The 18,988-nt window shown below is 60.8% G+C and carries 18 protein-coding genes; 9 read left to right on the forward strand and 9 right to left on the reverse strand.

Annotated elements, in window-relative coordinates:
• Window positions 1-83: 83 nt before the first annotated feature.
• Together csdE and csdA are read right to left on the reverse strand one after the other, a co-directional pair.
• On the reverse strand, window positions 84-521 hold the full coding sequence (gene csdE, locus DTA24_RS05235) for a cysteine desulfurase sulfur acceptor subunit CsdE (RefSeq protein ID WP_086070723.1): 438 nt from the start codon (window positions 519-521) through the stop codon (window positions 84-86).
• A complete protein-coding gene (gene csdA / locus DTA24_RS05240) occupies window positions 521-1,726 on the reverse strand; it encodes a cysteine desulfurase CsdA (protein WP_008806276.1) in 1,206 nt (401 codons plus the stop codon). Before csdA ends, csdE begins: the two co-directional genes overlap by 1 nt.
• A 197-nt stretch (window positions 1,727-1,923) precedes the next feature.
• Between csdA and DTA24_RS05245 the strand changes: the two genes are divergently transcribed.
• The 4 genes from DTA24_RS05245 to rlmM all read left to right on the forward strand — a co-directional run bounded on the left by DTA24_RS05245 (window position 1,924) and on the right by rlmM (window position 4,925).
• Complete coding sequence (locus DTA24_RS05245; RefSeq protein WP_002915549.1) at window positions 1,924-2,148, forward strand: YgdI/YgdR family lipoprotein; 225 nt, start codon at window positions 1,924-1,926, stop codon at window positions 2,146-2,148.
• Window positions 2,149-2,499: 351 nt separating this feature from the next.
• Window positions 2,500-3,417, forward strand: coding sequence for a glycine cleavage system transcriptional regulator GcvA (gene gcvA / locus DTA24_RS05250; protein ID WP_002915545.1), 918 nt, complete (start codon window positions 2,500-2,502; stop codon window positions 3,415-3,417).
• 19 nt (window positions 3,418-3,436) lie between these two features.
• Window positions 3,437-3,832 (forward strand): DUF423 domain-containing protein, encoded by a 396-nt coding sequence (locus DTA24_RS05255; protein ID WP_002915543.1) that lies wholly within the window; start codon window positions 3,437-3,439, stop codon window positions 3,830-3,832.
• A complete protein-coding gene (gene rlmM, locus DTA24_RS05260) occupies window positions 3,825-4,925 on the forward strand; it encodes a 23S rRNA (cytidine(2498)-2'-O)-methyltransferase RlmM (protein WP_008806275.1) in 1,101 nt (366 codons plus the stop codon). Before DTA24_RS05255 ends, rlmM begins: the two co-directional genes overlap by 8 nt.
• Window positions 4,926-4,973: 48 nt before the next feature.
• On the opposite strand, the gene fucR is transcribed toward rlmM, so the two are convergent.
• The 5 genes from fucR to fucP all read right to left on the reverse strand — a co-directional run bounded on the left by fucR (window position 4,974) and on the right by fucP (window position 10,811).
• Window positions 4,974-5,684, reverse strand: a complete 711-nt coding sequence (gene fucR, locus DTA24_RS05265) for an L-fucose operon activator (protein WP_004142883.1) — start codon at window positions 5,682-5,684, stop codon at window positions 4,974-4,976.
• Window positions 5,685-5,742: 58 nt separating this feature from the next.
• On the reverse strand, window positions 5,743-6,165 hold the full coding sequence (fucU, locus tag DTA24_RS05270) for an L-fucose mutarotase (protein WP_008806274.1): 423 nt from the start codon (window positions 6,163-6,165) through the stop codon (window positions 5,743-5,745).
• A 1-nt stretch (window position 6,166) separates the two neighbouring features.
• Complete coding sequence (gene fucK / locus DTA24_RS05275) at window positions 6,167-7,585, reverse strand: L-fuculokinase (protein ID WP_094285035.1); 1,419 nt, start codon at window positions 7,583-7,585, stop codon at window positions 6,167-6,169.
• Between the two features lie 107 nt (window positions 7,586-7,692).
• Complete coding sequence (gene fucI, locus DTA24_RS05280; protein ID WP_012540713.1) at window positions 7,693-9,468, reverse strand: L-fucose isomerase; 1,776 nt, start codon at window positions 9,466-9,468, stop codon at window positions 7,693-7,695.
• 32 nt (window positions 9,469-9,500) lie between these two features.
• Window positions 9,501-10,811, reverse strand: coding sequence for an L-fucose:H+ symporter permease (gene fucP, locus DTA24_RS05285; protein ID WP_101837351.1), 1,311 nt, complete (start codon window positions 10,809-10,811; stop codon window positions 9,501-9,503).
• Window positions 10,812-11,377: 566 nt separating this feature from the next.
• On the opposite strand from fucP, the gene fucA reads away from it, so the two are divergent.
• Entirely contained in the window at window positions 11,378-12,025 is a 648-nt protein-coding gene (fucA, locus tag DTA24_RS05290; RefSeq protein WP_100697287.1) for an L-fuculose-phosphate aldolase, read from the forward strand.
• 27 nt (window positions 12,026-12,052) lie between these two features.
• The gene (gene fucO, locus DTA24_RS05295; protein ID WP_023298150.1) at window positions 12,053-13,201 is read left to right on the forward strand and encodes a lactaldehyde reductase; all 1,149 of its coding nucleotides are present in this window, start codon (window positions 12,053-12,055) and stop codon (window positions 13,199-13,201) included.
• 70 nt (window positions 13,202-13,271) lie between these two features.
• Here the strand turns inward: fucO and xni are convergent, their stop codons facing one another.
• Both xni and DTA24_RS05305 read right to left on the reverse strand, forming a co-directional pair.
• Complete coding sequence (gene xni / locus DTA24_RS05300) at window positions 13,272-14,027, reverse strand: flap endonuclease Xni (RefSeq protein ID WP_004142871.1); 756 nt, start codon at window positions 14,025-14,027, stop codon at window positions 13,272-13,274.
• A gap of 96 nt (window positions 14,028-14,123) precedes the next feature.
• Window positions 14,124-16,067 (reverse strand): sigma-54-dependent Fis family transcriptional regulator, encoded by a 1,944-nt coding sequence (locus tag DTA24_RS05305; RefSeq protein WP_008806268.1) that lies wholly within the window; start codon window positions 16,065-16,067, stop codon window positions 14,124-14,126.
• A gap of 77 nt (window positions 16,068-16,144) precedes the next feature.
• On the opposite strand from DTA24_RS05305, the gene DTA24_RS27975 reads away from it, so the two are divergent.
• The 3 genes from DTA24_RS27975 (at window position 16,145) to DTA24_RS05315 (ending at window position 18,958) form a co-directional block, all read left to right on the forward strand.
• Complete coding sequence (locus DTA24_RS27975) at window positions 16,145-16,261, forward strand: hypothetical protein (RefSeq protein ID WP_046882366.1); 117 nt, start codon at window positions 16,145-16,147, stop codon at window positions 16,259-16,261.
• Window positions 16,262-16,338: 77 nt separating this feature from the next.
• Window positions 16,339-17,511 carry an FMNH2-dependent alkanesulfonate monooxygenase gene (gene ssuD / locus DTA24_RS05310; protein WP_008806267.1) on the forward strand — a complete coding sequence of 391 codons (1,173 nt, stop codon included), beginning with the start codon at window positions 16,339-16,341 and terminating at the stop codon, window positions 17,509-17,511.
• A 46-nt stretch (window positions 17,512-17,557) separates the two neighbouring features.
• Entirely contained in the window at window positions 17,558-18,958 is a 1,401-nt protein-coding gene (locus DTA24_RS05315; RefSeq protein ID WP_032731173.1) for an FAD/NAD(P)-binding protein, read from the forward strand.
• The last annotated feature ends 30 nt before the right edge of the window (window positions 18,959-18,988 follow it).

Below are 18,988 nucleotides of genomic sequence, written 5' to 3' on the forward strand. Positions count from 1 at the left end.
GCGCTGCGCACCTGTCCGGGCGACAAAACTGCATGAGCCCGTAGCCCGGGCAAGGCGCGTCAAGCGCCGCCCCCGGGATGAGCTTAAACCTCAACCTCGCGGGCGGCGGCGAGCACTGCCTCGCTGAGGGCGCTGAGGCCCTGGCTGCGCGAGGCGCTGAGCTGGCCGCGTAGCCCCAACTCGACGAACAGCGCCAGCGGATCCTGCGCCAGCAGCTCAGCGGCGCTTTTGCCTTCCACGGCGGTCAAAAGTACCGCCAGCAGACCGCGCACAATCCGTCCTTCGCTGTCGCCAAAGAAGTGCAGCCTGCCCTCGGCATCCTCCTCATAGCCCAGCCAGACGCGGTTTTCACACCCGGCAATCTCCCGGGCCTGCGCTTTGCGCTCATCGGTCAGCGTCGGCAGCTTTTTGCCCAATAAAATCAGCTGACGATATTTATCCTCCCACTGGTTCAGCGGGGCGAAGGTCTGGCGCAGCGTGGCGTCGGTAATGGTTGTGCCGAAGGGGTGCAGAGTTGTCATTAATCCACCAGAATTTCCAGGGCGCGATCCACCGCGTGGACCAGCGCCGCAACATCGTCTTGGGTATTGTAGGGGGCGAAAGAGGCCCGCAGCGTGCCGCTGACCCCTAAGGCCGCCAGCAGCGGTTGGGCGCAGTGTTGCCCGGCGCGCAGAGCAATGCCGGACTCCGCCAGCAGCGTCACCAGATCGCTGTGATGAACACCGTCGAACTCAAAGGCCAGCAGGCTTGACTGCTGGCAGCGGAAAGAGCGGAAGCCCGGCCGTTTCGCCAGCGCCTCTTCCGCCAGACTCGCCAGACTGCGGCTCCAGTTTTCCGCCTGGCCGATATCGCTCTGCGCCAGCCACTCCAGGGCGGCGCTAAGGCCGATTACCCCGGCGACATTCGGCGTGCCGGCCTCGAGACCATAAGGGGCCGGCTGCGGCGTAAAGCCGTCAAAGCTGACCTCGGCGATCATTTTCCCGCCGCCGAGCCAGGGCGACATCGCCGCCAGCAGCTCGCTTTTGCCGTACAGGGCGCCGATCCCGGTCGGGCCATATAGCTTATGGCCGGAAAAGGCGTAAAAATCGATATCCAGCGCCTGCACGTCAGCGGGGAAATGCACCGCGCCCTGGGCGCCATCGACCATCACTACCATCCCGGCGGCGTGAGCAAGGCGGATAGCCTGCGCCAGGTCCGGGCAGCCGCCGGTGACGTTGGACATCTGGCCGATGGCCAGCACCCGGCTGCGCGGGGTGATGAGCGCGCTGAGGCTGGCGATATCCGGCAGGCGGTCGGCGCCAAGCGGCAGTTTGACGACTCGGGCGCCGGTCTGCCCGGCTACCATCAGCCAAGGCACGAGGTTGGCATGATGCTCGGCTTCGCTAACGATAATTTCATCGCCAGGCTGCAGGCGCGGCCGGACGTAGCTCTGCGCCACCATATTGATGGCCTCGGTGGTTCCCCGCGTCCAGACGATATCTTTGCCGGACGGGGCGTTAAGCCACGCCGCCACGCGCTCGCGGGCCGCCTCGTAGCGCTCGGTCAGCCGCTGGGCGGCGGCGAACTGGCTGCGATGGACGTTGCCGGCGCTCAGGCGATAAAACTGGTCGCTGGCGTCGATCACCGCCTGCGGTTTGAGCGCGGTCGCCGCGCTGTCGAGATAGACGCCGGCATCGGCCAGAGCCGGAAACTGCGCGCGAAAGTGCGCCGGGTTGAATGCGTTCATGGAATTCCTCGTATCAATCCCGCGATCGTCGCGCAATTTGCCGGGCGTGACAAGGCCTCTGCGCCCTGTGGAATTGTCCGAATGTGACTTCAGGTGGGTCAAAGAGGGTTATGCTGAAAAGTGTTGGGTTTGTGTTTTAACCTATTACTTAACGAGTCACGAATAGTATAAATAGCCGTAAGGAGAGAAAAATGAAAATGACTAAGGCCGCTGCGATTATCTCTGCCTGTATGCTGACTTTAGGCCTGAGCGCCTGTTCCTCTAACTATGTGATGCATACCAATGATGGGCGAACCATCGTTACCGACGGGAAACCGCAAACCGATAATGATACTGGCATGATCTCGTATAAGGACGCGTGGGGCAACAAACAGCAGATCAATCGCTCTGACGTGAAACAGCTGGGTGAGCTGGACGAGTAAGGCAGTAAAAAGGCAAAAAAAAGCACCGCGCGTTGCGGTGCTACATTAAATCACTATGGACAGACAGGGTAAATGTACAGGAAGTGAAAAGGGGTAGCTTTGCTACCAGGGTCTGCAAAGACAGACCAATTGCAAACACAACAACACAACATCACAACCGTAAGCCAAAAGCTTGATGGAACACGCATTCCAAAAAAAGCTTCTCGTTCCGGCTCAGGAAGTGCCGCCACTATAGGTATTTGCTGGTAGAACCTCAACGGACAATTTATAATGGCTCAGATAAAAAAAACTAATAGGTTAATCATTGTTTCCTATTTGTTAAATTGAGTTAACATCTAAGCCAGAATAACCATGTCGAAGCGATTACCACCTCTGAATGCATTACGTGTTTTTGATGCAGCCGCACGTCATCTCAGCTTCACTCGGGCAGCCGATGAGCTTTTTGTGACGCAGGCCGCAGTCAGCCATCAAATCAAGTCTCTCGAGGATTTTCTGGGCCTTAAGCTGTTCCGGCGGCGCAATCGTTCGCTGCTGTTAACGGAAGAAGGGCAGAGCTATTTTCAGGATATTAAAGAGATTTTTTCGCAACTGACGGAAGCGACGCGTAAACTTCAGGCGCGCAGCGCCAAAGGGGCATTAACGGTCAGTTTATTGCCAAGTTTTGCCATCCAGTGGCTGGTGCCGAGACTGACAAGCTTTAACTCAGCTTATCCGGGAATCGACGTCAGGATCCAGGCGGTAGACCGCCAGGAGGATAAGCTGGCGGACGATGTCGATGTGGCGATTTTTTACGGCCGCGGCAACTGGCCGGGCCTGCGTGTGGAAAAATTGTACGCCGAGTATCTGCTGCCGGTCTGTTCCCCGCTCTTGCTCACCGGCGACAAAGCATTGAAAACGCCTGCCGATCTGGCGCAACATACGCTGCTTCACGATGCGTCCCGCCGCGACTGGCAAACTTATACCCGCCAGCTTGGTCTAAGCCATATTAATGTGCAACAGGGGCCGATTTTCAGCCATAGCGCGATGGTGCTGCAGGCGGCCATTCACGGGCAGGGTGTGGCGCTGGCCAACAACGTGATGGCGCAGTCCGAAATTGAAGCCGGTCGCCTGGTGTGTCCGTTTAATGATGTTCTGGTCAGTAAGAATGCGTTTTACCTTGTTTGCCATGACAGTCAGGCAGAACTGGGTAAAATAGCCGCTTTCCGGCAATGGATCCTGGCGAAAGCGGCAAGTGAGCAAGAAAAATTCCGCTTTCGTTATGAACAATAAATACTTGTAGGGTAAAAACATGACCAGCCGTTTTATGCTGATATTCGCCGCGATTAGCGGCTTTATCTTTGTGGCTCTGGGTGCCTTTGGCGCGCATGTATTAAGTCAATCGCTCGGCGCGGCGGAGATGGCCTGGATCCATACCGGCCTGGAGTACCAGGCCTTCCATACCCTGGCGATTTTTGGTCTGGCGGTGGCGATGCAGCGCCGGATCAGCATCTGGTTCTACTGGAGCAGCGTGTTTCTGGCGTTAGGGACCGTGCTGTTCAGCGGCAGCCTCTATTGTCTGGCGCTGTCTCATTTACGTCTGTGGGCGTTCGTGACCCCGGTGGGCGGCGTAAGCTTCCTCGCCGGTTGGGTTTTAATGTTAATTGGTGCAATTCGTCTGAAACGTAAGGGCGTTGTTCATGAATAAGGTTGTCCTCTATTGTCGCCCTGGGTTTGAGAAAGAGTGCGCAGCAGAAATTACCGATAAGGCCGCCCGCCTTGAGGTGTTTGGTTTTGCCCGGGTCAAAGAAGACTCTGGTTATGTGATTTTTGAAGGTTATCAGCAAGACGACGGTGAGAAGCTGGTACGCGATCTGCCGTTCAGCTCGCTGATTTTCGCCCGTCAGATGTTCGTGGTCGGCGAACTGCTGCGCGACCTGCCGCCGGAGGATCGCATTACCCCGATCGTCGGCATGCTGCAGGGCGTGGTGGAGAAGGGTGGCGAGCTGCGTGTGGAAGTGGCGGATACCAACGAAAGCAAAGAGCTGATGAAGTTCTGCCGCAAGTTCACGGTGCCGTTACGCGCGGCGCTGCGCGAGGCGGGCGTGCTGACCAACTATGAAACGCCAAAGCGACCGGTGGTGCATGTGTTCTTTATCGCACCCGGCTGCTGCTATACCGGCTACTCGTACAGCAACAACAACTCACCGTTCTATATGGGCATTCCGCGGCTGAAGTTTCCGTCCGATGCCCCGAGCCGTTCCACCCTCAAGCTGGAAGAGGCGTTCCACGTCTTTATTCCGGCGGACGAGTGGGACGAGCGCCTGGCGAACGGCATGTATGCCGTCGATCTCGGCGCCTGCCCGGGCGGCTGGACCTATCAGCTGGTGAAGCGCAACATGTGGGTCTCTTCGGTCGATAACGGCCCGATGGCCCAGAGCCTGATGGATACCGGCCAGGTGACCTGGCTGCGCGAAGATGGCTTCCGCTATCGTCCGAACCGCAACAACATCTCGTGGATGGTCTGCGATATGGTGGAGAAACCGGCGAAGGTGGCGGCGCTGATGGCGCAGTGGCTGGTCAACGGCTGGTGCCGGGAGACCATCTTCAACCTCAAGCTGCCGATGAAAAAGCGCTATGAAGAGGTGTCGCAGAATCTGGCCTATATTCAGGCCCAACTGGACGAGCACGGCATCAACGCCCAGATCCAGGCGCGTCAGCTGTATCACGATCGTGAAGAGGTGACCGTTCATGTGCGTCGCCTGTGGGCCGCCGTCGGCGGACGTCGCGACGAGCGTTAATCCTTCCCCCTCAGGCCGGAGACGCGTGCGCGTCCTCCGGCCTTCCCCTTAAGGCTGCGGCGCATCCGACACAATATGCGTCACGTCATCCAGATGACCAATCCTCGCCTCGCCGGAGCGGTTGAACTTGCTTTTGTCGATCAGCAGTAGCGACTGCGCCGCGCGCTTAAGCAGGATCGATTTAAAGTCGGCATTGAACGCATTGGAGTCCCATAGCGCGCCCTGCGGGTCGATGCCTTCGCAGGAAAAAATAAACAGATCGATCTCCAGCGATTTCAGCTGGGAAATCAGCGCCGGGTTCACGTAGCAGCCATATTTCCGCTGCAGAGTGCCGCCGGAGCAGGTGAGCGTGATTTGGTCGCGTTTGGCCAGCTCCTGGCAGATGGGCTGGCTGTTGGTAAAGACGTGCAGCGGGCGGTCCGGCAGCTGGCGGGCGAGATACCAGCAAGTGGAGCTGGCATCGAGGGCGATCACCATCCCTTCGTCAATCCAGGCCAGCGCTTCGCGGGCGATATCGGCTTTATGCGCGTAATGGCTTTTCAGCCGCATGTGAAAAGGGTCGCCGCTGTCCTGGCTGCGCTGATGGATCACTTTGGCCCGGCCGTGGTTGCGCAGCACTTTGCCCTGCGCCTGCAGCTCGCTCAGATCGCGGCGAATGGTTTCCCTGCTGACGTTGAGCTGTTTTGACAAGGTTTCGGTGGTCAGGCTGCTGTGGGTGATCAGGAGATCGACGATCGCCTGCTGGCGGGCTGCTTTCATTTATTCTCATCCCATCATTGATTGAGCGTCTGCATCAGGCAGACGCTCCGGCATGAGATTACGGCGTGACTCCTTTTTTTAAAAGGATATTTCCGTACTTAGCTCGCTCACCTGTGATAACGATCGCAAAGGCTTTTTGCGCCCGGTCGTAGAAGGCAAAGCGGTCAATCCGCACGATATCCGGGCAGGGGGCCTGCGCCGAGAGCGCCTGCCGATAGCGCTGTTCCACCGTCGGGTCCAGCGCATCGCCTTCGACGGCGGCCATCATCACCAGCGGCGGCGCGTAGCTGTCTAACTCGAACAGCGGGATAATCGCCTGCAGCAGATCGCTGACCCGCAGGCCATCAGCGCGGATCACCTGTGGCCCCATGCTGTGCGCCGGGAAATGGGCATCGGAAAAAATGATTTCATCCCCATGGCCCATTTCGGCCAGCACTTTCAGCAGCTCCGGCGATATCAGCGGGGAAATGGTTTTGAGCATCTCAGGCTTCCTCTGTTAATTCAGGTTCAGTTTGCGGCCAAAAATAGCGGTAGCGGTACGCGACCTGCGCTCTGGCCTGTTCCGGCGAAGAGAACTCGCCCACGCCATACCAGCCAAACATCGCCGCGCCGGCCACCGTGGTTTCGGCATCATCGAGAACTTTGATCGGTATTCCAAGCCGGTCGGCCTTGATCTGGTTCCACAGCGCGTTGCGGCTGCCGCCGCCCACCAGCAGCAGCTCTTGCGCCCGGAAGCGGCCGATGTTTTCCAGGGTTTGCAGATGCTGCGCCAGCTGGTCGCTTAACCCCTCCAGCGCGGCGCGGTAAAAATGGCCGCGGGTGGTGTTGAGCGTGACGCCCTGCCAGCCGGCGTGCTGGCTGGCGAGCAGGTCGCACTGCATCCTGACGCCCTGGGCGCCGGGCGGGATCGCCTGCGCTTCGGCAATCAGCGTCTGCCACGGCGTGTCAGCGCTCCACAACAGCTTGCGCACCCATTCGAGCACGCCGGAGGCCAGCCACTGCATTCCCGGGTTATAGCGGCCCGGCTGGCTGTCCAGCTCGCAGGTGGAGCCGCTGTAGTCGCAGAGCAGCGAAGTGTCGACCTGGGCGCTGCGCACCATCAGGATCTCCCAGGTCCCGGAGGAGAGCACCGGCTCATCCTGCCCGGCGCCGGCGCCAAACAGAGCGAACTGAGTGTCGTGCCCGGCCGAGATAACCGGGATCCCGATGGGAAGGCCCAGCAGCGCAGCGGCCTCCGGCAGCAGGGCGCCGATCGGCTGGCCTGCTTCAACCAGCCGCGGGAACAGGCGGTGCGGCAGGCCGGTCGCCTGCAGGATTGGCGCGCTGAAATCGCGCTGCCGGAGATCGAGCATCTGGCTGGTGCCCGCCATGGTGAGGTCGGTGGTGAACTCCCCGGTCAGCCGATGGTTGATCAGCGACGAAATAAACAGCCAGGCATGGGCCTGCGCCAGCAGCTGCGGGTGGCACTCTTTCAGCCAGATCAGCTTATACAGGGTGTTGAACGCAAACGCGCCGACGCCGGCAATCTGCTGCAGCTGGTGTGCTGGCATATACTGGCTGATATTCTCCATCACCGCCGCGGTGCGCGGGCATTTCCAACTGATGATCGGATACAGCAGGGCACCCTGCTCATCCACCAGCGCGCCATCGACGCCAAAGGTCGTGACGGTGATGCCGCGCACCGTGCAGGAGGCCAGCTGGTCATGGATCTGCCGACAGCAGTCGGCAAAGCGCTGCATAATGGCCTCCAGCGACCACTGGTGCCAGTCGCTGTTCTCCGCCGCGATGTCGCTGGCGTTCGCCGTTGCGGCGCGGGCGATAATGTTTCCCTGTCGGTCAACGGCCATCGCCCGCACGTTGGTGGCGCCGCAGTCGAGGACCAGGATAACGTCTTGCTTCATAGTAACTCCCGAAACAACATCGCCGGATGGCGCGGCGCTTATCCGGCCTACAGACCGCGCGCATCTGTAGGCCCGGTAAGCCTGCGCCACCGGGCGAAACCAACCTGTTAACGCTTATACAGCGGCCCGTAGTTCTGGCAGGCGCGGTAGTCCTGGCCCTCGATATCCATGCCATGCGCAGCCCAGGCGGAGGGGCGGTAGATTTTCGCCGCTTCCACGTTGTGCATGCAGACCGGAATGCGCAGCATGGCGGCGAGGGTAATGAAATCCGCGCCAACGTGGCCGATGGTCAGCACGCCGTGGTTGGCGCCCCAGTTAGCCATCACCGAGTACACATCGCTGAACGGACCCTTGCCGGTCAGGCGTGGGGCAAACCAGGTGGTGGGCCAGGTGGAGTTGGTACGGGCGTCGAGCTGGTCGTGCATCGCTTTGGGCAGCGCCACGCTCCAGCCTTCGGCAATTTGCAGCACCGGCCCCAGGCCTTTGATGATGTTTACCCGGGTCATGGTGAACGGTACGCCGCCTTCGGTCAGGAAGCGGGAAGAGAAGCCGCCGCCGCGGAAGTATTCGTGGATCGCCGGGCACCATTCGGTCGCCGCGAGGCAGGCATCCGCCTCGTTCTGCTCAATCTCCCAGTGAGGTTTCATCGTCGGGTTGCCCTGCGCGTCGCGCTGCTGGCAGGAGCCGTCCAGCGCCGCAGAGCCGGAGTTAATCAGGTGAATGATGCCGTGCTCCGCCCGCCCGGTGAGCGGCTGCCCGGTGACCCGCTCAACGGCGTCCGGCGACCAGTAGGTGCGCACGTCGGCAAACACCTGGGCGGTGCCGGTGAGCTGATGACCCATCAGCATGGCCACGCCGTTGAGGCTGTCGTTTTCGGTAGCGACGACAAATGGCTCGCGCACCCCGTTCCAGTCAAAAGAGCTGTTGAGCAGCGCTTCAGCGGTATCGCCATTGGGGTATTGATCGGTCCAGTGGCGCTGACCCTGGAAACCGGCGGCGATGGCGTTGTAGCCCAGCGACTCCTCCACCAGCCCTTTTTCCGCCAGTTTCGGGTTGCCCTGCATCATGTCGCGGATGCACATCGCCATCAGCAGGCTCTCTTTCAGCACCGCGCGACTCTGTGTTTCATTGCGCTTATACTGCTCAGCGTTCTGATCTTCGCCGTAGCGGAAGTGTTTATCCGCCCACGCCAGCGCCATCTCCAGCTCGGTTTCATCATAGATTTTCTGATCGATTCGCCGGCGCAGCTCCGTCATGTCGACAGCCTGGACCTTCATGCCGAGCCAGGATTCAAAGAAATTGTGGTCGACGATGGAGCCGGCGATGCCCATTGAGACGCCGCCCAGCGACAGATAGCTTTTCCCTTTCATACTGGCGACGGCCAGGCCGGCGCGCGCGAAGCGCAACAGCTTTTCTTCGACGTCCGCCGGGATCGAGGTGTCATCGGCATCCTGCACGTCATGTCCGTAGATGGAGAACGCCGGGATCCCTTTCTGGCTATGGGCCGCCAGCGCGGCGGCCAGATAGACCGCCCCCGGACGTTCGGTGCCGTTAAAGCCCCAGATGGCCTTCGGGCGCAGCGGATCCATGTCGATGGTTTCGCTGCCGTAGCACCAGCAGGGGGTGACGGTGATGGTGACGCCGACGTTCTGGCTGCTGAATTTCTCTTCACAGGCGGCCGACTCGGCCATGCCGGCGATGCAGGTATCGGCAATCACGCACTCCACCCGGGCGCCGCAGGCGTGGCGCAGTTTCTCGCTGATAAGCGCGGCGGTGGCTTTCGCCATGTTCATGGTTTGCGCTTCCAGCGACTCGCGGACCCCCATGCGACGACCATCGATTACCGGGCGGATACCGATCTTCGGTAAGCTGATTTTTTTCATTACAGATCCCTCAGGTTATGCGGATAACAGGTTTAGTTCGTCGCCGCTTGTGAACGGAAACGGGCAAAAATAAAGATGATGGCGAAGCACAGCGCCGGGACCAGTTCGGCGGTCGGGATATTGCCGGCGGCGTCGCTGACAAAGCCCATCACCGGGGTGACGATCCCGCCGCCGATAATGGTCATGACGATAAAGGACGAGCCATATTTGGTGTCCTGGCCCAGATGCTTAATCCCCAGCGAGAAGATGGTCGGGTACTGAATGGACATAAAGGCGCTGCACAGGGTCAGGGCCAGCAGACCGACGTGGCCGCCGCTGAAGGCGGAGAGCAAACAGAGCAGCATGGCGATAAACGCATAGATAGCGAGCACGTTATGCGGCGCAAAGCGGCGGATAAGCCAGGTGCCGGTGAAACGGCCAATAAAGAAGCAGACCATGGTGGCGGTCAGGTAGTTGGCGGCGAAACCGGCCGTCATGCCCGGGATCTCTTCGATAGCGTAGCGAATCAGGTAGCTCCAGCAGGCGGTTTGCGCGCCGACGTAGCAGAACTGGGCCAGCACCGCCCAGCGCCAGTGACGGATGCGCATCAGGCGCGTCAGCGAGGCGAGGAAGGTGCTCTGCGCGCTGTCGTTGTGGTCATCGCTCTGCAGGGAGGGGAAGCGGGTACAGACGATCAGCAGGGCAACCAGCAGGACGATGGCCACGATAATCATATAGGGGGTTTGTACCGACAGGACCAGGCTGTGCTTCCAGGCGCTGAGCTGTTCTGGCGTCATTTTATCCAGCACCTCCTGCGGCTGATGCGGGACGTTAGACAAAATAAGACTCTGGCCAAATACCACGGCAATAATGGCGCCAAATGAGTTAAAGGTCTGGGCCAGATTAAGGCGGAAGTGACCGCCGCTTTCCGGACCGAGAACGGTCACAAACGGGTTGGCCGCCGTTTCCAGGCAGCCAAGCCCGGCGGCGATAATAAATAATCCAATCAGGAATAAAGTGTAGTTCATCACTTCGGCGGCAGGCCAGAACAGCGCGGCGCCGCAGGCATATAAAAACAGACCCGTAAGAATGCCTGCTTTATAGCTGAATTTTTTCATCAGCATCCCAGCGGGGATGGGAATAATAAAATAGCCAAAATAAAAGGCCGACTGAATTAATCCGGCCTGGAAATTAGTCAGGGTAAAGGCCTGTTGAAATTGCGGTAATAAAATATCATTCAGATTATTAGCCACCGCCCACAGAAAAAAGAGGGAGCACAGCAGAGCAAAAGGAATAATGTAGCTTTTACTCTGCCCGCTCTCCATGGCGCGGTAACTTTGCGTTGGTATCGTTGTGTTTCCCATAGCGTCCTCATCAGTTCAGAAGCATTTACAACAGCATTCAGGGCGCAGTCTGGTGCTGCAGCAGACCGCAAAATTAAGTGAGCTCAGGTGACGCGCCGGTGAGTGAAATGAAAGTCACGGCGGAACTCATGACTTCATTTTCAAATAAAAACCGCCTGTTAATATGATGATGGTCACACTTAACGATCTGCGGGCCATTTTATGTGATAATTGTCACTTTAATTTTTCAAAAACGCTGACCGTTTGAGAAAATAAATTCACAAAACCACAACGCTAATGACCGAATGAATGTATATCGTGGAAAACGGGCAAATGTTACAAAGAAATAAAATGCCCGCTTGATGAAATATTATTAAGAACGGGCATTTTAAACACTCTCTTAATGGGCATGGTTGCTTTATTCATGGCGGAATTATTGACGCGGTTCACAAAATATAGTCATGAAAATTCCCCTTTGATTATTCAGGTTGATGATGAAGACCATTATTCACCCTATCCCACGGTAGCCGACGATATTTCTGTTGCCCTGCCGTTGACGGATGATGAGTCACCACAAGAGGAACGCAATGGAAAGAAACAGACTGGCCCGGCAGATTATCGATACCTGCCTGGAAATGACCCGCCTGGGGTTAAATCAGGGGACCGCCGGCAATGTCAGCGTGCGCTATCAGGGAGGAATGTTGATCACCCCCACCGGTATCCCGTATGAAAAGCTGACGGAAGACAAGATCGTCTTTATTGATGCCGACGGCCAGCATGAGCAGGGAAAACTGCCCTCCAGCGAATGGCGTTTTCATCAGGCGGCCTACCAGACGCGGCCCGATGCCCAGGCGGTGGTCCACAATCACGCTGTCCATTGTACGGCGGTGTCGATCCTCAACCGGCCCATCCCGGCCATCCACTATATGATCGCCGCGGCCGGCGGGAATTCGATCCCCTGCGCGCCCTATGCCACCTTCGGCACCCGCGAGCTGTCTGAGCATGTCGCGGTAGCGCTGAAGCACCGCAAAGCCACGCTGCTGCAGCATCATGGCCTGATCGCCTGCGAGGCCAGCCTGGAGAAAGCGCTCTGGCTGGCGCATGAAGTGGAGGTCCTGGCCCAGCTCTACCTCAGCACGCTGGCGATTATCGACCCGGTACCGGTGCTGGATGAGGAGGCGATCGCCATCGTGCTGGAGAAGTTCAAAACCTACGGATTACGTATTGAAGAGTGATGCCGCAACGCTAACAGGAGAGACGCGATGGCAAACCGAATGATCCTCAACGAAACGGCGTGGTTTGGCCGGGGGGCGATAAACGCATTAACCGATGAAGTAGCTCGGCGCGGCTATCGTAAAGCATTGATCGTCACCGACAGCACCCTCGCCCGCTGCGGCGTGGCGGCGAAAGTCACTGATAAACTGGATGCCGCCGGGCTGGCATGGGATATGTTCAGCGACGTGATCCCTAACCCGACCATTGCCGTGGTCCAGCAGGGACTGCAGGCCTTTCAGCGCAGCGGGGCGGATTACCTGATCGCCATCGGCGGCGGTTCGCCGCAGGATACCTGTAAAGCGATCGGTATTATTCAGCGTAACCCGGAATTCGCCGATGTCCGTAGCCTCGAGGGGCTGTCGCCCACCCGTCAGCCCAGCGTGCCGATCTTCGCGGTGCCGACCACCGCGGGTACCGCGGCGGAGGTGACGATTAACTATGTCATCACCGATGAAGAACAGCGGCGTAAGTTCGTCTGCGTCGATCCGCATGATATCCCGCAGGTGGCGTTTATCGATGCCGATATGATGGACGCCATGCCGCCGGCGCTGAAGGCGGCCACCGGCGTGGACGCCCTGACGCACGCTATCGAAGGATATCTCACCCGCGGCGCCTGGGCTTTGACTGATGCGCTGCACCTCAAGGCCATCGAGATCATTGCCGGGGCGCTGCGCGGCTCGGTTGCCGGGGATGCCGGCGCGGGCGAAGCCATGGCGCTGGGCCAGTACGTCGCGGGGATGGGATTTTCCAACGTCGGGCTCGGGCTGGTGCACGGCATGGCGCATCCGCTCGGCGCTTTTTACAACACGCCGCACGGCGTGGCGAATGCCATCCTTTTGCCGCACGTGATGCGCTTTAATGCTGAGGCGACGGGGGAAAAATATCGCGATATCGCCCGGGCGATGGGCGTCAGGGTGGAAGCGTTAAGCCTGACTGCCGCGCGCCAGGCGGCAGTGGAGGCGGTCTGCCAGCTAAACCGCGATGTCGGTATTCCCGGCCATCTGCGAGAGGTGGGCGTCAGGAAAGAGGATATTCCGGCGCTGGCGCAGGCGGCGCTGGAGGATGTGTGTACCGGCGGTAACCCGCGTGAGGCGAGCCTGGCCGATATCGTCGGGTTATATCAGGCGGCCTGGTGATTGCCTGGCCCGGGTAAAGCAGGCAGTGCCGGAGGCAGTTACCCTGCACCGGCGCACCTCTTAACGATGGTTAGCGCGTCAGCCGCAGCTGCTGCAGATTGCCATCCAGCTGGAGGTCGGTCTGCAGGCGGGCCACTTCCCGGCAGGTGAAGGCCATCTCCTGATGCGCGGCCAGTTTTTTGCGCCACTTCTCCGGGACCTCGGCCAGACGGGCGTACAGCCCCTCCAGGTCCTGAAACTCGTTCAACAGCTGGGCGGCGCTTTTGGGTCCAATGCCCGCCACGCCCGGCACCTTCGAGCTGCTGATCCCCGCCAGCCCCCAGTAATCCGCTAGCTGCTCTGGGGTGACGCCGAACTCGCTGGCGATGAAGGGCGCATCCAGCCAGCGCTTCTGAAAGTAGTCGCGGATGCGGATGGTGGGCGACAGCAGCTGACAGTAGCCTTTGTCGGTGGAGACAATGGTGGCTTGATGGCCCGCCTGGGCCACCTTTACCGCCAGGGTGGCGGCGAGGTCGTCCGCTTCGCTGCCCGGCGAGGCCCAGCAGCGGATCCCCCGCTGTTCGAAGGCCGCCCGCAGCGCTGGCATCTCGGCCACCAGCGTCTCCGGCATCGGCGCGCGGCCGGCTTTGTACTCTGGCAGGCGCTGGTGGCGCCAGCCGTGGGCACGATCCTCATCATCGAACACCGCCACCGCGTGGGTGGGCTGACTGTGGACGATCAGCTGCTCCAGCGCATGCAGGCAGGTATCGACGCAGGGCGAACCCTGCACCGCATGGATGCGGCGGATCAGATTTAACGCGTCGACGATTAACAGATGAACAGCCACAGATACCCCCTTATTCTCAGCGTCTTTAGGGTAACATCGCCATCGGATCGAGGCTATCTGCGCCTGAACAATCAGGAAGATAACGCGCAAATTTCGCTAACTGACCGCCATCAGCGGGCTGATGACGCCCGGCGCGGGTTCGCCGTACCACACCGCTTCGCGCACCGGGACCGGTTTGGCGATAAGCCCGAGGGCGTAAAAGCGATCGGCGATGGTCTGCTGGGCGCGGATCACCGACAGATCCATCGGCCGCGGGCGATGGCTGCGGCGGGCGAGGGCCATGCTCAGCGACCGGGCGTCAATCCCCAGCTCTGCCGAGAGTAAGCGGGCCGCTTCGCCACGATGCGAGTCGATAAACTGCCCGGTGTGGGTCAGCTCCGTCAACAGACGGCGCATGATATCGCCATGCTGAGCGAGGTAGTCCCGTCGCGAAAGATAAAACTGATGGTTGTTGACTCGACCTTCGCCGCTGGCGACCACCCGCAGCTCGCCGGTGTGTTCGGCGTCGCTGAGCAGCGGGTCCCACATCATCCAGGCGTCAACCGCCAGGTAGTCGCTGGCGGTCAGCGGATATTTCGGCGGGGTATAGACCACCCGCACGTCGTTCAGACCCAAGCCGGCGTCCTCGAGGATCTGCAGCAGCAGCCAGTGGACATTCGACCCTTTATTGAGGGCGATGCGTTTACCGCGCAGATCGCTGAGCTGGCGAATGTCGCTCTCCTGCGGGACGACCATCGCCACGCTGCGCGGTGCCGGCGGCTCCCATGCGACGTACATCAGTTCGCTATTGCTGGCCTGGGCAAACACCGGCGGCGCTTCCCCGGTGGTGCCGAAGTCGATCTCGTTGCAGGCGAGGGCGTGGAGGAGCTGCGGTCCGGCAGGAAACTCACTCCACAGCACGTTGACGCCGAGGCTGGCGAAGGCGGTTTCCAGACTCTGGCGGGCTTTCAGGATCCCGAGGCTGCCGAAGCGCTGGTAGCCAATGCGCAGTTCGCGATCGGCCCCGGCTGCGTTGGCGAATGCCCGCGGCGGCGCAGGCGGGCGGCGGCGGCTTTTGATCAGCCCGAGGTTAGCGAGCTGGGTGCGCAAGGTATGCCGGCTGATCCCCAACAGCGCGGCCGCCTGGCTCTGGTTATCGTCGCAATGCGCCATGGCGTGGCGAATCAGGGCGCTGGTGACTCGCTGCCACAGCGGCTCGCCGGGAAGCGCCAGCTGGTGGCGAATAAAGTCGTCCAGTTCATGATCGCTCGCCGGCGCCGGGGCGTCGTTGAGCGTCGCCAGGCGCAGCTGGGCAGGACTGATCTCCTCTTCTTTACTGAGGAGCACCGCGTTGTGCAGGGTGTTTTCCAGCTCGCGAATATTGCCCGGCCACGAATAGTCCATCAGCCGGGCCAGTGATTCCGGCGCCAGACGCAGGGTTGGCCGCCCTAGGCGCCGGGCATAGAGTGATAAAAAGTGGTGCGCCAGCAGCGGGATATCCTGCCGACGCTGGCGCAGCGGCGGCAGCGGCACCACCGCGATATTCAGTCGATAGTAGAGATCCTCGCGAAAGCGGCGCTCGCGGATCGCCTGGGCCAGGTCGACGTGGGTGGCGGCAATCACCCGGACATTCACTTTAATCGCTTTGCGTGAGCCGACGCGGGTAATTTCACGCTCCTGCAGCACTCGCAGCAGCTTGACCTGCAGCGGCAGGCTTAATTCGCCGATCTCGTCCAACAGCAGCGTCCCCCCTTCCGCGGCTTCAAACCAGCCGGGCTGTCCCTGCTGCGCGCCGGTGAAGGCGCCTTTCTCATGGCCGAACAGTTCGGCTTCGGCGAGGCTCTCGGTCAGCGCGCCGCAGTTAACGGCCAGAAACGGCTGCTGGCGACGGGCGCTGTGATGATGGAGATAGCGGGCCACCACCTCCTTGCCGGTGCCGGTTTCGCCCACGATCAGCACGGTCGCCTCCGTTGGCGCGAGCTTGTCCAGCAGGCTCTGGAAGGCCTTCGACGCCGGGTCGATCAGCGCGGGAGCGGTGGAAGGGGATTCTGGGTTCAGCATAGCGGGCCTCCGATCGTTGACGCTCTGAACTTATCCTGCGGCGGCCGCAGAAACCAGAGGGGGAAGGCCCGCGGCTGTTGCAAATGCGCCAGCGGATGCGCGGCGGCTGCGCGATTTGCAACAGCGTGGCGCGGCGAAGCCGTTTTCAGTGCATTGATTTTAAAAGATTAATTTTTTATTCACCATTGGCATGATTATCGCTAACACTCATATAACCAAATTAAAACATCTCTTCGATAAATATCGGATATGGTTATATAGGAAATAGATAATGACGCAGCAAGCTCCCGACAAGATCAATGTCTTCTGGTTCTTACCTACCCATGGCGATGGCCGTTATCTGGGTACCACCGAGGGTGGACGCCCGGTCGATTTACCTTATCTGCAGCAGGTGGCGTTGGCGGCCGACAGTCTGGGCTACTACGGCGTGCTGATCCCCACCGGTAAAAGCTGTGAAGATTCGTGGCTGGTGGCCTCGGCGCTGGCGCCGTTGACCCGCCGTCTGCGCTATCTGGTGGCGGTCAGGCCGGGCCTGCAGCCGCCAACCCTGGCGGCACGGATGGCGGCCACCCTCGACCGTTTATCGGAAGGTCGGCTGCTGATCAACGTCGTTACCGGCGGCGACCCGGTGGAAAACAAAGGCGACGGTATCTTCCTCAGCCACAGCGAGCGCTATCAGGTGACCCGCGAATTTCTTGATGTTTACACCCGCCTGTTGCGCGGGGAAAAAGTGGACTATCACGGCGAGCATATTCACGTGGAAGGCGCTGAAGTGCTGTTCCCGCCGGTACAGGAGAATGGCCCGCCGCTCTATTTCGGCGGCTCTTCTGAGGCGGCCATTGATGTGGCGGCCGAGCAGATTGACAGCTATCTGACGTGGGGCGAACCCCCGGAACTGGTGGCGGAGAAGCTGGCGGTGGTGCGCGAGCGCGCCGCGGCCCGCGGACGCACCCTGCAGTACGGCATTCGTCTGCATGTAATTGTGCGCGAAACGGAAGAAGAGGCATGGGCCGCCGCCGACCGGCTGATCGCCCATCTTGACGACGATACCATTGCCCAGGCGCAAAAGATCTTCGCCCGCATGGACTCGGCCGGCCAGGCGCGGATGAGCGCCCTGCATCAGGGGTCGCGCGATAATCTGCGCATTGCGCCCAATCTGTGGGCCGGCGTCGGACTGGTGCGCGGCGGCGCGGGTACCGCGCTGGTAGGTAATCCGCAGCAGGTAGCGGAACGCATCCGCGAATATCAGGCGCTCGGCATCAGCAACTTTATCTTCTCCGGCTACCCACATCTGGAAGAAGCGCACCGCTTTGCTGAGCTGGTGATGCCTCTGTTGCCGCTGGAAAACGCGGCCTCGTCGAAGGCGCGTAGCGTGAACACCGGTCCGTTTGGCGAAACCATCGGCGGCGATAAGCGCCCGGTGCGCCAGGTCAGCGCCAGCTGATGGCCCGGAGCGCGACCATGAGACAGCATACCGGAGGAGGGCTGCGATGAGTGCAGAACCGCATATCGTGATTATCGGCGGCGGCTTTAGCGGCGCGGCGGTGGCGATTGAGCTGCTGCGCCTGGCGCCGAACGGGGTGCGCGTGACACTGCTGGAGCCGCGCCAGTCCCCCGGGGCAGGGGTGGCCTACTCCACTGCGGAGCCGACGCACCGGATTAACGTCCCGGCCGCTCGCATGCAGCTGGCCGGCGACGAAGAGGGCGCCTTCGATCATTGGTACCGCCATCAGCCTGCCTTTGCCGTCGATGTGCAGGCGCTGCGCCCGGACGGTTCCGTCTACCCTCAGCGCGGCCAGTTTGGTCGCTATGTGGCGCAGCGTTTTGCCGACGCCGTGGCGTCCAGCGGCGGACGGCTTCGCCACCTGCGCGATCGGGCGCTCGCTTTTCATCAGGGGACGGTGACCACCGACGGCGGCCTGCAGCTTAAGGCCGATCTGCTGGTGCTGGCGATCAGTCATCCACCGCCTTCGCTGCCGCCGCAGGCCGAAGCCTGGCGTCATCATCCGGCGCTGATTGCCAACCCGTGGCAGCCAGGCGCGCTCGATGCCATCGCCCCGCACGCCCGGGTGGCGGTGATGGGCACCGGATTAACCATGGCCGATACGGTCGCGACGCTGGACCGGCTGGGCCACCGCGGCAGTATCATCGCCTTTTCGCGCCATGGCCTGCTGTCGCGCGGCAACCTTAGCGGCACAGGGACAACCTGGCCCGGCGACTATCAGCAGGGCAGCCTGCGTCAGCGCCTGCGCCAGATCCGCCTCGACGTCGCGTATGCGGCGCAGCAGGGCCTGAGCTGGCAGGTGGTGCTGGATGCGGTTCGTCAACAGGGGCAGCGGATCTGGCAGGCGCTCAGCGTCGCCGATCGCCAGCGTTTTCTGCGCCATCTGCGCCATTACTGGGATGTCCACCGCTACCGCGTGGCGCCGCAGGTCGCCGAGGTGCTGGAGGCGCGCCAGCGCACGGGCAGTCTGCAGGTGCAGGCGGCCAGGCTATTGTCGATAAGCGGTGAAGGCGAAACGCTGCGACTGACGCTGGCGCGGCGCGGCGGCGGCGGTGTGCAAACGCTGAGCGTCGATCACCTGATCCTGACCACCGGACCCGCACACCGCGCCCTGACCGACAGCCAGCCATTTTTACAGGACCTCGCCCGCCGCGGCCTGATTCGCGCCGATGCCCTCGGCATGGGCCTGGAGGTGGACAGCCGTTCCCGGGCAGTGGCTGAGCCGCACGTTGAGGCGCCGCCGGTGCTGGTGGCCGGTCCGGCCGCCCGCGGGCGTTTTGGCGAACTGATGGGCCTGCCGCAGGTAGCCGACCATGCCGCCGACGTGGCGGCGCAAGCGTTACTCACGCTCGGGATCCCGCTGGACTCCCGATGTCCTGCGTACTGAATACCTCCCTTTATTTTCCCTGATTCATTT

It is taken from the genome of Klebsiella sp. P1CD1 (assembly GCF_003790505.1).
Taxonomy (GTDB): Bacteria; Pseudomonadota; Gammaproteobacteria; order Enterobacterales; family Enterobacteriaceae; genus Klebsiella; species Klebsiella variicola.

Excerpts from the sequence above, each read along its gene's own strand:
- fucU (WP_008806274.1), bottom strand. The coding sequence starts at position 6,165 with ATGCTCAAAACCATTTCCCCGCTGATATCGCCGGAGCTGCTGAAAGTG.
- DTA24_RS05315 (WP_032731173.1), top strand. The coding sequence starts at position 17,558 with ATGAGTGCAGAACCGCATATCGTGATTATCGGCGGCGGCTTTAGCGGC.
- csdE (WP_086070723.1), bottom strand. The coding sequence starts at position 521 with ATGACAACTCTGCACCCCTTCGGCACAACCATTACCGACGCCACGCTG.
- DTA24_RS05255 (WP_002915543.1), top strand. The coding sequence starts at position 3,437 with ATGACCAGCCGTTTTATGCTGATATTCGCCGCGATTAGCGGCTTTATC.
- DTA24_RS05245 (WP_002915549.1), top strand. The coding sequence starts at position 1,924 with ATGACTAAGGCCGCTGCGATTATCTCTGCCTGTATGCTGACTTTAGGC.
- fucK (WP_094285035.1), bottom strand. The coding sequence starts at position 7,585 with ATGAAGCAAGACGTTATCCTGGTCCTCGACTGCGGCGCCACCAACGTG.
- ssuD (WP_008806267.1), top strand. The coding sequence starts at position 16,339 with ATGACGCAGCAAGCTCCCGACAAGATCAATGTCTTCTGGTTCTTACCT.
- fucP (WP_101837351.1), bottom strand. The coding sequence starts at position 10,811 with ATGGGAAACACAACGATACCAACGCAAAGTTACCGCGCCATGGAGAGC.
- DTA24_RS05305 (WP_008806268.1), bottom strand. The coding sequence starts at position 16,067 with ATGCTGAACCCAGAATCCCCTTCCACCGCTCCCGCGCTGATCGACCCG.
- gcvA (WP_002915545.1), top strand. The coding sequence starts at position 2,500 with ATGTCGAAGCGATTACCACCTCTGAATGCATTACGTGTTTTTGATGCA.
- rlmM (WP_008806275.1), top strand. The coding sequence starts at position 3,825 with ATGAATAAGGTTGTCCTCTATTGTCGCCCTGGGTTTGAGAAAGAGTGC.
- fucI (WP_012540713.1), bottom strand. The coding sequence starts at position 9,468 with ATGAAAAAAATCAGCTTACCGAAGATCGGTATCCGCCCGGTAATCGAT.
- fucO (WP_023298150.1), top strand. The coding sequence starts at position 12,053 with ATGGCAAACCGAATGATCCTCAACGAAACGGCGTGGTTTGGCCGGGGG.
- fucR (WP_004142883.1), bottom strand. The coding sequence starts at position 5,684 with ATGAAAGCAGCCCGCCAGCAGGCGATCGTCGATCTCCTGATCACCCAC.
- fucA (WP_100697287.1), top strand. The coding sequence starts at position 11,378 with ATGGAAAGAAACAGACTGGCCCGGCAGATTATCGATACCTGCCTGGAA.
- csdA (WP_008806276.1), bottom strand. The coding sequence starts at position 1,726 with ATGAACGCATTCAACCCGGCGCACTTTCGCGCGCAGTTTCCGGCTCTG.